General features: G+C 68.1%; 11 protein-coding genes. 5 read left to right on the top strand and 6 right to left on the bottom strand.

Features of this window, described 5'->3' with window-relative positions; genetic code table 11:
* Nucleotides 1-12 precede the first annotated feature (12 nt).
* Nucleotides 13-1428, bottom strand: a complete 1416-nt coding sequence (locus tag AQZ59_RS05285; RefSeq protein WP_062613631.1) for a glycosyltransferase family 2 protein — start codon at nt 1426-1428, stop codon at nt 13-15.
* Entirely contained in the window at nt 1425-1736 is a 312-nt protein-coding gene (locus tag AQZ59_RS05280) for a hypothetical protein (RefSeq protein WP_062613630.1), read from the bottom strand. The genes AQZ59_RS05285 and AQZ59_RS05280 overlap by 4 nt, the downstream gene beginning before the upstream one ends.
* Before the next feature lie 42 nt (nt 1737-1778).
* Between AQZ59_RS05280 and AQZ59_RS05275 the strand changes: the two genes are divergently transcribed.
* Complete coding sequence (locus AQZ59_RS05275; RefSeq protein WP_062613629.1) at nt 1779-4286, top strand: glycosyltransferase; 2508 nt, start codon at nt 1779-1781, stop codon at nt 4284-4286.
* Nucleotides 4283-6163 (top strand): hypothetical protein, encoded by a 1881-nt coding sequence (locus tag AQZ59_RS05270; RefSeq protein WP_062613628.1) that lies wholly within the window; start codon nt 4283-4285, stop codon nt 6161-6163. The genes AQZ59_RS05275 and AQZ59_RS05270 overlap by 4 nt, the downstream gene beginning before the upstream one ends.
* Here AQZ59_RS05270 and AQZ59_RS05265 read toward each other — a convergent pair.
* Nucleotides 6160-8355, bottom strand: coding sequence for an N-acetylmuramoyl-L-alanine amidase (locus tag AQZ59_RS05265; protein ID WP_062613627.1), 2196 nt, complete (start codon nt 8353-8355; stop codon nt 6160-6162). The two genes, AQZ59_RS05270 and AQZ59_RS05265, sit on opposite strands and share 4 nt — an antisense overlap.
* 122 nt (nt 8356-8477) lie before the next feature.
* On the opposite strand from AQZ59_RS05265, the gene rfbD reads away from it, so the two are divergent.
* A complete protein-coding gene (gene rfbD / locus AQZ59_RS05260) occupies nt 8478-9329 on the top strand; it encodes a dTDP-4-dehydrorhamnose reductase (protein ID WP_062613626.1) in 852 nt (283 codons plus the stop codon).
* Between the two features lie 25 nt (nt 9330-9354).
* The gene (locus AQZ59_RS05255; RefSeq protein ID WP_062613625.1) at nt 9355-9942 is read left to right on the top strand and encodes a bile acid:sodium symporter family protein; all 588 of its coding nucleotides are present in this window, start codon (nt 9355-9357) and stop codon (nt 9940-9942) included.
* A gap of 131 nt (nt 9943-10073) precedes the next feature.
* Here AQZ59_RS05255 and rfbA read toward each other — a convergent pair whose 3' ends face one another.
* Complete coding sequence (gene rfbA, locus AQZ59_RS05250) at nt 10074-10940, bottom strand: glucose-1-phosphate thymidylyltransferase RfbA (protein WP_062613624.1); 867 nt, start codon at nt 10938-10940, stop codon at nt 10074-10076.
* Nucleotides 10941-11006: 66 nt separating this feature from the next.
* On the opposite strand from rfbA, the gene AQZ59_RS05245 reads away from it, so the two are divergent.
* Complete coding sequence (locus AQZ59_RS05245) at nt 11007-11963, top strand: bile acid:sodium symporter family protein (protein ID WP_236698674.1); 957 nt, start codon at nt 11007-11009, stop codon at nt 11961-11963.
* 4 nt (nt 11964-11967) lie between these two features.
* Here AQZ59_RS05245 and AQZ59_RS05240 read toward each other — a convergent pair whose 3' ends face one another.
* Nucleotides 11968-12666 (bottom strand): TIGR03089 family protein, encoded by a 699-nt coding sequence (locus AQZ59_RS05240; protein WP_062613622.1) that lies wholly within the window; start codon nt 12664-12666, stop codon nt 11968-11970.
* The gene (locus AQZ59_RS05235; protein WP_062613621.1) at nt 12663-13529 is read right to left on the bottom strand and encodes an inositol monophosphatase family protein; all 867 of its coding nucleotides are present in this window, start codon (nt 13527-13529) and stop codon (nt 12663-12665) included. Before AQZ59_RS05235 ends, AQZ59_RS05240 begins: the two co-directional genes overlap by 4 nt.
* Nucleotides 13530-13684 lie beyond the last annotated feature (155 nt).

Below are 13684 nucleotides of genomic sequence, written 5' to 3'. Positions count from 1 at the left end.
GGTCCAGCGCGGTTAGCCCCAGACGTTGACGTAGGGGTCCTGCCCGATCCACGGCTCCCACTGGGCCATCCAGCCAGCCTCCCTGTCTGTCAGCACGTGCGTGCGCGTGGTGGATTCGCGGTGGATGAGCGAGACCGCGTTGTCCTGGAGGTTGGTCAGGCCGCAGGCGTGGAGCTTGAGGCAGAAGTCGACGTCGTTGTAGTTGAGCGGCAGCTCCTCGGTAAGCCCTCCCACGGCGTGAAAATTCTCCCGCGAGACGAGCAGGCAGGCGCCCGTGACGGCGAGGAAGTGGGCGAGGCCGCTGGCCACGGGGTCGGCGATGTCTTCCGGGCGCAGGCCCATATAGAGGTGGTTGGGCTCGAGGTTGCGCGGGCTGACCACGATCCCGGCGTGCTGGATTGTACCGCCCGGGAACATGAGGCGGGCGCCCACGGCCCCCACATCGCCAAGGGTGGCCAGGCCGAGCAGGGAGTCGAGCCAGCCGGGGGAGGTCGCCTCCACGTCGTCGTTGAGGAGCAGGAGGTGGGTGCCGCTCGCAGCGGCGGCGCCGGCGTTGATGGAAGCGGAGAAGTTGAACTGGCCCGCCACGCGTACCACCTGCACGCCGAAGTCGGCGGCCTGATCGAGCACCGTCTCGGGCATGCGCGGGCCGGCCACCACGATGATCTCTTTGACCTCAGTTGTCTCGCTTAGCGAGCGCAGGCAGCGCAGGAGCGCGGGCTCGATTCCCTCGGGCGTGGTGATCGGGGTGCCGATCGAGGGGATGATGACCGAGACGGAAGCCTGGTCGGTGGGCCCACCCAGGGCGAGGCGGGCGCCGGCGGGGGTGGCACGCTCGGAGGCGCGCACGTAGGCCAGGGCCTCGAGCACGGCGGCGCGGGCGGCCCAGCTGAAAGGCGCGGGCCCCACGCCGGGCGCAAAGACGGCGTCGGTGGCGCTGGTGGCGGGGGCGTCCCAGGAGTCGAGGAAGACGGGGATGTGCTCCAGACCGTCGTCGATGGCGGCGAGTCGCAGCTGGTACCACCACTCGGCGGGATCCACCAGGGCGGCGAGCGTGGCGCGAAGGAGGCCGGCGCGGACCACGATCGAGTCGCCAGCGGAGGCCGCCGCCCACAGCGCGTACCTCTCGGCGCGCGGGCGGGTGAGCGGGTGACCGGCGGCTAGAGTGTCGCCGTAGAACGCGCTCGCCGGGCGCCCGGGGGAGCGAGCCAGCCACACGCTGAGCGCCTCGATGGCGCCCGTGGCGGGGGAGACGCCGGCGGGCAGGAGCCAGACCAGCTCATCCTCGGGGAAGGTCACGTCCTTGGGGCGCGGGGCGCCGTGCTCGCCCGCCTCCGCGCGCACCAGCTCCCACCCGGCCGGCAGCGAGGCAGCCCAGGCGGGGATATCGGTGCTGGCTGGCCCGGCGTGGAGCGCGAGCACCTTCATCGGCGCGCCAGCTTCTTCAGGCCGTGGTAGGCGGCGTAGGGTACTTTCGCCATCGGCTCGGGTAGCTTATCCACGATCGGCTTGACCACCTCGACCGCGGACTTCGGGATGTGCAGCTTCTTCATCTCCAGCTCGGCCACGCGCTGCGTGAGGGCCGCGATCGTGGCGTCGCGCTCGCGGATGTCGGCGTAGGCGCGGGCGAGCTTGGCCTCAAGCTCGGCGTCGATGAGCGCGGAGCTGGCCGCGCGCACCTCGTCTGCCTCCTCGGCCAGGGCCTGGCGCAGCAGGGAATCGTTGTCATCACTCATGGGCACCATCCTACGGTCCGCGCGGGCTGTTAGCATCGGAGCATGAAGATCCTACAGGTCACCGCCCACTACCCGCCCGACTTCGTCTCGGGCGGCGCTCTTGTCCCGCATCGCTTCGCCACTGAGCTGACGAGGCGCGGGCATGAGCTGAGCGTCTTCGCTGGGCGCCTGGGAGCCGAGCCAGGCGAGGTGATCGACGAACGGCAGGGCGAGGTGGCCGTGCGGTGGGTGGGTAACTCCAACGCGCTGGCCTGGTTCGACGCGAAGAACGTGGACAACCGGGCGATGTACGCTCCCTTCGAGGAGTTCCTCGAGCGCCAGCGCCCGGACGTGGTCCACTTCCACTCGATCCAAACGATCGGTGCGGGCGCGCTGAAGATCGCCCACGATCACGGGTGCGCCGTGGTGGTGACCATGCACGATTTTTGGTGGACGTGCGCGCGGCAGTTCCTCGTGGACCGTTCGGGGGAGCCGTGTATCCCGGTGGTGTCGGCGGGGGATTGCCAGTGCGCGGCCGGCCGCACGCACCTAGAGGAGCGTAACGCCTGGCTCGCCCAGCAGCTACGCTTCGCCGACCTCGTCCTCTTCCCCTCGCGCTCGGCGCGCGACCTCATGGTAGCCAACGGAGTGCCGATCGAACGTACGGGCGTCAACGAGAACGGGGTGGAAGCCGTCGCGGGAGAGGCCCGGGAGCCGTTCGCGCGGCCCGTGCGGTTCATGTACACCGGCGGGGACGCCGCCATGAAGGGGTACGAGGTGTTGAGGGAGGCCTGCGCGGGGGCCCGCGTGCCGGAGGGCACCGTGCTCGACCTCTACAACACGCCCGCCGACGGCTTCCCTGAGTGGGCGACCAGCCGGCCCGCCTACGGGCGCGAGGACCTGCCGCGTGTCTTCGCCGAACACGACGTGCTCATCCTGCCCTCGGTCATGCGCGAGTCGCACTCGATCGTCACGCGCGAGGCGCTGAAGGCCGGCATGGCCGTGATCGCCACCGACTCCTTCGGCCCCGAGGAGGCGATCGCGGACGAGGAGAACGGCCGCCTGGTCGCCTCCGGATCGGCTGCCGACCTGCGCGCCGCGCTCGAGGAGCTGGCCGACCCGGCTGTGGCCAGCGCGCTCGCGGGCCGCGGTTCGGCATCCCCGATCCGCACGGTTGACGAGCAGATCGACGAGGTGGAGGGCTACTACGCCCGCCTCCTCGCCCGCCCCACGCCCGATCTCCTGGCCGAGCCGGACGATGCCATCCTGCGCGCCGGCGTGGCGGCCGCAATCCGTGACGTGGTATTCGTGATCGGTATCCAGGGCGCGATGGCCCGCTACCGGGCCCACCTACCCGCCGAGGCCCTCGCCCTACGTGGCATCCGCGCCCGGGTGATGCACTACCGCGACCCGGCGCTCGAAGCGGGCGCGCTTGCCGCCGACGCGGTGGTCCTCTACCGGGTGCCCGCCACCTCGCAGATCCTCGAGCTGATCGAGCACATTCGAGCCGCAGAGCGGCCGATCCCCATCCTGGGAGATGTGGACGACCTCATCTTCGATCCCGGCATCGTGGCCGGCCTCGACAACCTTGCCAGCCTGGATGACGCGGAGCGCGAACTGTGGATCCGCGGCATCCACCGTTACCGCACCACGCTCGACCACTGCGACTACTTCGTCGGCTCCACCCACACCGTCTCGGCCGAGGGGGAGCGCCTGCTCAGCGTGCCCGCCCATCGATTCTCCAACGGCATCGGCCACCTGCTCGGCGTCGTCTCGGAAGAAGCATGCCGTCGCGAGCGCACCCCCGGCCGCCTGCGCATCGGCTTCTTCTCCGGCACGAAGACGCACGACGCCGACTGGGCCTCCGTCGAGGGGGCCGTGGCGCGCGTGCTGGGCGCGCATGATGTGGAGCTGTGGCTCGGCGGGCTGGTCGAGCCAAGCGCGGCGCTCGAGCCGTACGCGGACCGGATCGTGCGTCTGCCGTTCGTTCCCTGGTACGAGCTGCCGGGCTACCTGCGCGACGTCGACATCAACCTCGCCCCGCTCACCGCCGGCTCGATCTTCAACGAGGCCAAGTCCGCCATCAAGTGGCTGGAGGCCGCGCTCGTAGAGACCCCTACGGTCGCCTCGCCCTCCCAGCCCTTCCGGGAGGCGATCGACGACGGCGCCACCGGGCTCCTCGCGTCTGGCGAGGACGAGTGGGTTGCCGCGATCGAGGCCCTACTGGACGAGACCGCGCGGCGGCGGATGGGTCGCAAGGCCAAGCGGGCGGCGTTGCTCAGCCTCTCGCCGGACCTGCAGGGCCGAGCCTACGAGGCGATCCTCGTTGACGCCTGGCGCCACGTGGTCCGCCGCGGCCACAAGGCCGCCTTCCTCTTCCCGCCCGTCTACGACGACGAGCCGCCCGCGGCCGCCGCGGCCGTACTCGAGCGCTACGAGCTTCCAAAAGTCCGTCACCAGCTCATCGACACCGTGCGGATGACCGGGCTCAAGACCGTCCACTCCCTGCGGGTGAACGGGGTGGTCGGCACGGCGGCGAAGGCTGCGAACGTGATGCGGGGGCGACGATGATTGACCACCTGATGGGAGCGGGAATCTTCGCCCTCTTCGTCTTTCTCTTTTATGGCTTCGGCTCTGCCTTGCGTAAGGACGCCTCGACCTTCGCCCAAAACCTTGTGGTCGGATACATCGCGCACAGCTTCCTCATCGCGTTCGCGGTGATCCCCATCCAGATCTTCGAGCTGTCCTTCACCCCGGCGCTCGTGGCGGTGTCGGCGGTAGGTGTGGCGACGGCGTCGTACACGGCGGTGGCGTGGGTGCGCCACGGGCTGGTGGCCACGGCGCTGCCGCTAAGGCGGTGGCTGGCCGAGAACTACTTCCTGTTCGTGCTGGCGGCGGCGCTGTTCGCGATCTACCTGCTGCAGACCGACCTCATCCTCAATAACAACAACACCGACGACGGTTACTACCTGCTTAAAGTTGCGGGGATCGCGCAGGCCGAGGACCCGTTCAACATGATCTACGGGACGGGCTTCGTCAACCTCGCCCCGGGATTCAACCCCTACCACCTGTCCTCGGTGCAGACCGAGATGGGCGTGTACGCCTACCTCACCGGCATCGACCCGGTGGTTTTCATGCGCGCCACGCTCAATACGTTCCACTACCTGTTGGCCGCGGCCTCGATCGCGTGGTTCGCCCGTGAGCTCGGCCGCTCGCTCGGAAAGCCGCCGCGCGAGGGCCTCTACCAGTACGCCGCCTCGATCCTTCTCCTCTTTGCCTTTGAATACCGCACGATCGAGGACTGGCACATCCTCGCCGCTCAGGACCTGTGGCAGTTCAACTCGGCCATGTGGTTCGGCGGGTCGATCGTGCGGGTGATGGGCATCCTGTGGATCATCACGCCGTTCCTATCCGCGCGCCGGATCGGCTGGAGGCAGATCGCACAGGTGGCGGTCATTTGCGTGGCGCTCGTCAGTAAGGCGGCCGCTGCACTGCCCGTCATCCTCGTGGCGGGCGTGGGATACCTCGTGGCATACGCCTTCACTAGCACCCGCCGTGCGGCCTTCGGCGGGGTGGTGCTCATCGGCTTTTTCGCGGGCGCGGGCGTGACCCTGGCCGGGGCGCCTGCGACCAACGGCTACGTCAGTGAGGTTTTCATCGCGAACCTCACGAATCCGCTCGTGTGGCTGGCCGCGGCGGCGGTGATCGCCGGCGTAGTGCTTTTCCGTACCCGGGAGTGGTTGCGCGTCGGGATCGTTCTGGTCGTCGTGTTCGTGATGATGGCGGTGCCCGAGGTCAACGACGTGTTCGAGGTCGTGGCGATGAGCGACTTCGTGGCGCTGCGCGCCCAGACCACGGCCTACTACACGCTCCTTATCGCCGGCTTTGTGGCTCTCGTTTTGGCGCTCGCGCGCGTGCGTCGGCAGGCCGTCCTTCAACTGGGGGTCGCAGCGGTGCTCGGGCTTGGTGCCGTGGCCTCCACTGTTCCCGTGTATGGCAATCCGATCGGGACCTACCGCTTTATGGCCGCCAACCCGCACCTCATCCCCAAAGAGACGGCCCAGCTTTCCGAGCGCCTAGAGGACATGGCGGCCGGTGAGCCGCTCGACGTCCTTGCGCCCGAATGGGTGGAGCTCAAGCATCGGCGCCACTATCTGGCCTCGATCCTTCGCGTCTACGCCCCGCATGTCCACTCGCTCTCGGTACTCACACGCTTCGGTACCACGTGGCACTCGGACTACTACCACTGGGACCTTGTTGATCAAAGCGCCTACGACTACTTCATCAGCTCTCCGGGCGACGAGGCCTACGCCAACCTCCAAGCCGTGCTCGACACCTACCCGGTGCAGGTGATCGTCATCCCGGGCGACTCGTTCGAACCCTATGCCGAAAACGCCGGCTTCGAGCTTGTGGACCAGGTGGGGGAGTACCTCATCTACCGACGCTAGCGGGGATTACTCTCGTAGCCGTAGGTGTAGAGCAACCCACCCTTCGTGATCGCGTAGAAGCGGTGCAGGTTGCCTTCGGAGTAGCCGAGCTCGAGCTGGGCCATCGCGTTCCACCGGCTACCTATGCGGGCGCGCTTGCCGTAGCCGCCCTCGGTGATGTCAGCGTAGTAGTAGAGGTTGTTGTCCGCGCCGATGGCGATCGCGTCCGAGTAGCCCGAGCCGCTCCAGTCGCCCACGAACGTGGCGCCCTTGAGGTGAGCGTAGTTGCCCGCCGGGTGGGAGGTCTTGGTGAACGAGCCCGCGCCGTTTGTGGCGTAAATGTAAAGGTCGCCACCCACCTTAAGCCCCACCAGCGCCGGCTTGCCACCCGGGCCCTGCGCGACCCCGAACACGTGGGTGAAGGCCCAGCCGTGGCCGATCTGGCGGCCGGGGTTGACGCCGCCCGTGCCGTTGCCGGGGTAGAAGTACAGCCTCTTGTCGGCGTGGATGCCGAGGATGTCGTTGATCCCATCCCCGTCGAAGTCGATGCCGGTCACCAGGCTCGCCATGTTCTGCCAGCCGTGCCCAATCTGGTGGCCGGGCATGAACTGGTCCTCGCCGCGCCCGGCGTAGAAAAGGAGCCGACCGTCGGCCGTGCGCAAGAGGAGATCGGCCAGAGCGTCGTCGTTGGCGTCTCCCAGCCCCCACACGTCAGTGGCGGGCCAGCCGTGCCCAGACTGGGCAGAGTAGCTGTATGCCGCCGTCGCCGGCACGTCCACGTAGCTCGGAGTATTCGGAGTGCCTGGGGCGGCCTGCTTGTCGGAGATGAGCTTGGCAACCGCGGCGCGGATCTGGCCGAGCTTGGGATAAATGCGGGCTGGGCAGGCGGTGGCAGCGACATCAAGGTGACCGCTGATCGCGTTGATGGAGCGCTTGACGCCCGAGTGGTCGGTGTAGATGAAGGTGCCGAACGGGTCTAAACCGGCGCGGCCGAACTGCCAGGCGAGCACGGTGGCCACCGAATCGAGGGAGACCTGCGTGGGGTCAATCGAGGTGTAGTTGCCCATGACCGAGATGCCCACCGAGCCTGTGTTGGCGGGCGCGGCATGGGCGCCGATCACCATCTGGCCCGCGGCCGAGGCGAGCGAGCCCGTGCGGCCCTCGTAAATGTTGCCGTACTTGTCAATGAGGAAGTTGTAGCCGATGTCGCCCCACTCGCGGCCGAATGCGTGGTAGTTCCAAATCGCCTTGACGATCGCGGGCCCCTGGGCCTCGGTGTACACGTTATTTCCGGCCGTGTGGTGGATGATCGCGCCGGTCAGCTTAACCGTCTCCGGCGGCCACGACGTCTTCTTCGCACCCCACTCCTCACGCGATATCACCTTCGGCGCGGCGATGCCCACCTTCTGCGGCGCCCGCGCCGGGTTGCCGAACGCGGTGGCGGCGGCATTGGTGAACGTGGAGTCCGTGCGCAGGAGCGCCGGCATGAACGCGGCCCCGGTATGGGAGTCGACGTTCGTGGCCGGCTCGAGGTCCGTCTCGGGCTCGGGGGTGACCTCCGGCTCGCTGACGTCGGCCGGCTCCTCCGTGCCGCCCGTGCCCTCGCCGGTATTGAGCGAAAGGCTGAGCGACGTGGTCCGGTTCGCCCCCGCCACACGCACCTGGATACCGCTCGAGCCGGCCGCCATGTAAGGTTCGGTGCCCGGCGTTCCCTCGCCCTCATCCTCGATGTCGAGCGCGTACCACTCGCCCCACTCGCCGTTGGTCAGGGTCCGGATCTCCACCGCCTCGGGTGACGCGCCCTCCCACGTCACACCGGCCACGAGGAAGTCGTTCGTCTCCATCGGCTCCGTCACCAGGTCAAATTCGAGCTCGCCGGGGGCCAGGGCAGCTGGCGCCGCCGTCGCGTCGTCCTGCTCGGGCGCGTCGAGCTCGGGTGCGTCCGTCTTCGGGGCCTCGGCCGGCTTCCCGACGGCGTCCTCGCCCGCCCCGTCATCAGGCGCGGCCTCCTCGCTGGTCGCGGGAGCCGTGGTCTCATCCGTAAGGTCCGGGGCCGAGTCCGGCTCCGGCGTCGTGGGCTCCTCGAGCGCCGGGGCGGCAAGGAGGTCGACGACGTAGGCGGACGGCTCCCCATCCGCGGGGGCCGCGGGAAGCGTGGCCGCGAGAGGGGCAACGAGGAGAGCGCTGAGGGCGAGCGAGAGCGTGGTTTTCATGAGAATCCTTCTGTGCTTGAAAGTCACACGAGTCACAATCTAAACAATATTCACACCCGTCGCAAGGATAAGACGCCCGCGTCACAGGCCGCGATAGACTGGGTGAAAAACCAAGGAGAACTATGCACTGGACAGTCATTGGCGCCGCCGGCATGCTCGGCACCGACCTCACCGAAATCCTCCGCGATCGCGGCTACGAGGTCACAGCCCTCGACCAGCCACAGATCGACATCACCGACCCGGCCTCGGTGGCCGAACTCGGCGCCACCGACGTGATCGTCAACTGCGCCGCCTTCACCGCCGTGGACCCGGCCGAAGAGCACGAGGCCCAGGCCTTCGCCGTCAACGCGGTCGGCCCCCAGCTGCTCGCCCGGCGCGCTCGTGAACTCGGCGCCCGCATCATCCAGATCTCCACCGACTACGTCTTTGCCGGCGACGCCGAGGCCCCCTACGGCGAGTACGCCCCGATCGCACCCAAGTCCGCCTACGGGCGCACCAAGGCCGCCGGCGAATGGGCCGTCCGCGCCGAAACCGGCGACTACCTCCTCGTCCGCACCGCCTGGCTCTACGGTGCCCACGGCGCCTGCTTCCCCAAGACCATGGCGCGCCTGTCCGACACCCACCCGCAGCTGTCCGTGGTCACCGATGAGATCGGCCAACCCACCTGGACCCGCGATCTCGCCGACCTCCTCGTCCGCCTCGTCCAAGCCGGCGCGCCCTCCGGCATCTACCACGGCACCTCCTCTGGCCAGACCAACTGGCACGGCTTCACCAAGGAAATCGTGGCCGCCTACGGCAAGGACCCGGCGATCGTGGGGGAAACCACCGCCGCGGCCTTCAACCGGCCCGCGCCTCGGCCGTCGTATTCCGTACTCGCCCACGACTCACTCGGCGCCATCGGCGTGGCCCCCATCGGGGATTGGAAGGAGCGCTGGGCGCTCGCGGCGCCGGCCGTGCTCGCCGACATCGACTAAGCCCGACGCCGCCCGGCCCCTCCCGGTGCTCCTCGGGGTCCTGGCCCAGTACGTCATCATGCCGCTCATCGCGCTCGCGCTCGTCAAGATCCTCAACCTGCCCGAGGCGGTGGCCGTGGGCATCATCCTCGTGGGCTCGGCGCCGGGTGGCACGTCGTCGAACGTCATCTCCTACCTGGCCAAGGCCGACGTCGCCCTGTCCGTCACCATGACGGCCGTCTCCACGCTACTGGCCCCCATCATGACCCCGTTGCTCGTGCAGTGGATGGCAGGCACGATCATGGACATCGACGGCGGGGCGATGGCGATCTCCATCGTCAAGACCGTGGTGGTTCCCGTGCTCGGCGGCCTGCTCCTGCGCCTCATCCTCCCGCGCGTGATCGACAAGATCCTGCCCGTGCTGCCCTGGGTCTCCACCTTCGGCATCTGCGCCGTGGTGATCGGCGTGGTGCCCGGCTCGTCGCAGGCCTTCGCCACGGCAGGAGCGGTCATCTTCGCCGCCGTCATCTTCTCGGTGTGGCACAACCTCTCCGGCGCGTTCCTGTCCATGTTCTACCGCCGCACGGCAGAGCACACGGCTACCGAACCGGCGGGCGAGCCTGCAGGTGCCTAGCCCGCCCACAGTGGCTTAGCCCGCCCACAAATGCTGCACTACTTCGCAAGATGCGGCACAAAATAACGGTAATTTAGTGCCGCATCTTGCCGGTTAGTGTCGCGTTTGCCAGGCGCGACCTCACGAGGCTCCTAGCGCTGCTCGATGAGGTCCAGCAGGTATTGCCCGTAGCCCGACTTCACGAGGGGCTCGGCGCGGCGGCGCAGACCGTCGTCGTCGATGAAACCCATCCGCCAGGCGACCTCCTCCGGTGAACCCACCTTGAGCCCCTGGCGGGCCTCGACGGTGCGGACGTAGGCGGTGGCGTCGGCGAGCGAGTCGAACGTGCCGGTGTCCAGCCAGGCCGTGCCGCGCGGCAACACCTCCACCGAGAGTTTGCCTGCCTCGAGGTAGACCTTGTTGATGTCCGTGATCTCGTACTCCCCGCGTGCTGAGGGCTGCAGGTTTTTGGCGATCTCCACCACGTCATTGTCGTAGAAGTACAGGCCCGGCACGGCGTAGTTTGACTTCGGCTTGGCCGGCTTCTCCTCAATCGACAGGGCTCGGAAGTCCTCATCGAACTCGACCACGCCGTAGCGCTCCGGATCCGTCACGTGATAGGCGAACACGGCCCCGCCGTCGGGATCCACATTGCGGCGCAGGCGCGTGCCCATGCCCGGGCCGTAGAAAATGTTGTCGCCGAGGATGAGGCTGGCCGCCTCGTTCCCGATGAAGTCCGCGCCCAGCACGAACGCCTGGGCCAGCCCGTTGGGCACCTCCTGCACGGTGAAGGACAGGTTGACGCCGAACTGCGATCCGTCCCCGAGCAGGCGATGGAATTGGGGGGCGTCCTCGGGGGTGGTGATGATGAGGATGTCCGAAATGCCGGCCAACATGAGGGTGCTCATGGGATAGTAGATCATCGGCTTGTCGTACACGGGCACGAGCTGCTTGGACGTGCCCAGGGTGATCGGATGAAGACGAGTGCCGGATCCGCCGGCCAAGATGATTCCACGCATGGGTCTATTGTGGCCTACATTGGATGTCTAATGGGTGATAATTGCCGGTAAATGGAAAGAGAACACATGTCGAAGCGCTCTGAGGATCGTTCCGCACTCATCGCGGTCAGCGTTTTCCCGGCCGTCATCGTGGCGGGGGCAGTGTGGGCCTACCTTTTCCCGGCCACCGCCTCCCACCTCACGCCCTACATCTCGCCCGGTCTGGGCTTCATCATGTTCACCATGGGCCTCACCCTCACGCTCGCCGACTTCAAGCGCGTGGCCGAGCGCCCCCTCGCCGTGCTCATCGGGGTGGCGGCCCAGTACGTCATCATGCCGCTCGTGGCGATCGCGTTGGTGAAAATCCTCGGCCTGCCGCAGGGCCTGGCGATCGGTTTCATCCTGCTCGGGTGTGCGCCGGGCGGCACGGCGTCGAACGTGGTGGCGTACCTGGCCAAGGCCGATGTGGCGCTGTCGGTCACGCTCACCACCGTCTCCACGCTGCTCGCCCCAATCTTTACCCCGCTGCTCGTGCAGTGGCTGGCGGGCACGTTCACTGACATCGACGGCGGTGCCATGGCGCTCTCCATCCTCAAGACCGTGGTGATCCCGGTGGTGGGCGGCGTGGTACTACGCCTGCTTATCCCGAAGGCCGTGGACCGCGTGCTGCCCGTGCTGCCGTGGATCTCCACGCTCGGCATCTCGGCCGTGGTCGCCGCTCTCATCCCCGGCTCTGCCGACGCCATCGCGAGCGCCGTGGGCGTGGTGCTCGTGGCCGTCATCTTGCACAACCTGGCCGGCCTGCTCATAGGCTACTGGGCCGCTCGCGCCACCGGGTGCAGCCCTCGCGTGGCACGCACGGTCTGCATCGAGGTGGGGATGCAAAACTCCGGCCTCGCCGCCACCCTGGGTAAGACCCACTTCGCCGCCACCCCCGAATCCGCCCTGCCCGGCGTCATCTTCTCCGTGTGGCACAACGTTTCTGGTTCCCTGCTCTCGCTCTATTTCCGCCGCCGCGTCCAGTCCGGGGCCGTAGCTAAGTAACGGGTTAGGGAAGGATCTGCGCGCGCTCTGCCGCCACGATCCTTGCGGGGTCGCCTTCGCCAACGACGACGATCGCCGCACCTCCCGCACTCGCCGCCAGGAGCGCCCGGGTCGCCTCGGCGACGGTGGGCTTCACGAGCACGCTGGCGCGCTCGATCACCTTGCCCCCGCGCGCCCGCTCGGCGTTGTCGGTTTCTTCGGCGAGCACGAGGGCATCGGGTTGGCCCATGACGTCGGCCAAACCGTCCGCCACACCGGCGGGCAGATCGCCATTCCAGGCGAAGGCGAAGGAGTCGAGGTTGAGGGCCACCACTTCGGCGGCGCTCTCTGCCCAGCGCTCGGGGTGGTTCGTTACCACCAGGTCGCTGGCCAGGTCGCTAGCCGGACCTGCCGGGCCGGCCTCTCCAGCCGCGCCGGCATGATTGCCAGTCGCGCCTGCGGCCGGAACCTGCGCCACGGCGTCGTGAACCTCCAACCCGGCCACGAGCGCGCCGAGTGCCCAGGCGAGGGTCTTCCAGTGCAGGGGCAGGTCAAGGGCTACGTGCTCGCCGGGTTCGAGGCCGAACTCGTCGCGCAGGTAGTTGGCGATTTTGGCCACGTGGTTGGCGAGCACCTTGCCGGAGAGTTCGAGGCGGCCGTCGGAGTCGTACCAGGTCAGCGCGGGGGAGGTGCCGCGGGTGGCGAGGGAGGCGTACAGGCTCACGCGTCACCTCCGAAGTAGTGGGTTTGCAGGTCTTGGGGCGCCACGCAGCCGATGGCGTCGAGGCAGAGCTGGAGGGAGTCAGGGTGGCCGGCCGCGGCGTAGGTGGGGCTGTCATAGACGGAGGTGTTCGTGGAGCGGTCGTCACGCACGCCGAGGATCTGCCCGCCGGCGGCCTTGACCAGGGCGATGCCCGCGCCGATGTCCCACGGCTGGGTGCCCATTCCCAGACACGCCCCGAGCGTGCCCTCGGCTACGCCGGCCAGGTGCAGGGCGGTCGAACCCAGGCGCCGCATCGACTTCGACCCCTCGAGCAGGAGCCGGTAGCCACGCGCCGCGCTGTCCTGATCCTCGATGCGCTCGGAGGGGAAATCCGCGGCGAACAGGCTGCGGTGCGGGGGCTGGTCGCTCACGCGCATCGGCTCGCCGTTGCGGTAGGCGCCCGTGTCGTCGGCCAGGTAGAGCACGTCGAGGCTGGGCTGGTAGATGACGCCCGCCACCACCTCCCCGCCCACCACGGCCGCGATCGAGACGCACCAAAACAGCAGGCCAGAGGTGAAGTTCGACGTGCCGTCGATGGGGTCGACCAGCCACACGACGTCGTTCGGCCCAGGAACCGTGCGCGAGCCGGAGGAGTCGATGACGTGGCCCTCCTCCTCGCCAAGCAGCAGCGAGGACGGCAGGGCCTCGAAGAGGATCGCGCGGATGGCGGCCTCGGCACGGCGGTCGTGAACCGTGACGGGGTCGTGGAAATTGCGCTTGTACTCGACTGGGCCGGGGTTCTTGAAGGCCTCGAGGAGGTCCGGTGCCACGGCGCGTGCGGAGCGTTCGGCAAGCAGGGCAAGCTCAGAAGGGCGAGGTGTCATGCCACCATCGTCGCACGAAAGTGGGGGCGCGTGCTCGCCCGCTCGCACAGGAAAACCGCAATATCTCACACTAAGGGGCCCAAAACGCGGACAACACGCCGATGGGCGTCTCGAAGTGTGTAAAGCGTCTTGACTTTAGGTGGTTACACCGATGT

The organism is Trueperella bernardiae (assembly GCF_001469025.1).
In the GTDB taxonomy this organism is placed as follows: Bacteria; Actinomycetota; Actinomycetes; order Actinomycetales; family Actinomycetaceae; genus Trueperella; species Trueperella bernardiae.
The sequence above is the reverse complement of the archived record's forward strand: the minus strand, read 5'-3'. Positions and strand labels throughout refer to the sequence as shown.

Coding starts and splice junctions, on each gene's coding strand:
- AQZ59_RS05270 (WP_062613628.1), top strand. CDS start 4,283: ATGATTGACCACCTGATGGGAGCGGGAATCTTCGCCCTCTTCGTCTTT.
- AQZ59_RS05280 (WP_062613630.1), bottom strand. CDS start 1,736: ATGAGTGATGACAACGATTCCCTGCTGCGCCAGGCCCTGGCCGAGGAG.
- AQZ59_RS05275 (WP_062613629.1), top strand. CDS start 1,779: ATGAAGATCCTACAGGTCACCGCCCACTACCCGCCCGACTTCGTCTCG.
- AQZ59_RS05235 (WP_062613621.1), bottom strand. CDS start 13,529: ATGACACCTCGCCCTTCTGAGCTTGCCCTGCTTGCCGAACGCTCCGCA.
- AQZ59_RS05265 (WP_062613627.1), bottom strand. CDS start 8,355: ATGAAAACCACGCTCTCGCTCGCCCTCAGCGCTCTCCTCGTTGCCCCT.
- AQZ59_RS05285 (WP_062613631.1), bottom strand. CDS start 1,428: ATGAAGGTGCTCGCGCTCCACGCCGGGCCAGCCAGCACCGATATCCCC.
- rfbA (WP_062613624.1), bottom strand. CDS start 10,940: ATGCGTGGAATCATCTTGGCCGGCGGATCCGGCACTCGTCTTCATCCG.
- rfbD (WP_062613626.1), top strand. CDS start 8,478: ATGCACTGGACAGTCATTGGCGCCGCCGGCATGCTCGGCACCGACCTC.
- AQZ59_RS05245 (WP_236698674.1), top strand. CDS start 11,007: ATGTCGAAGCGCTCTGAGGATCGTTCCGCACTCATCGCGGTCAGCGTT.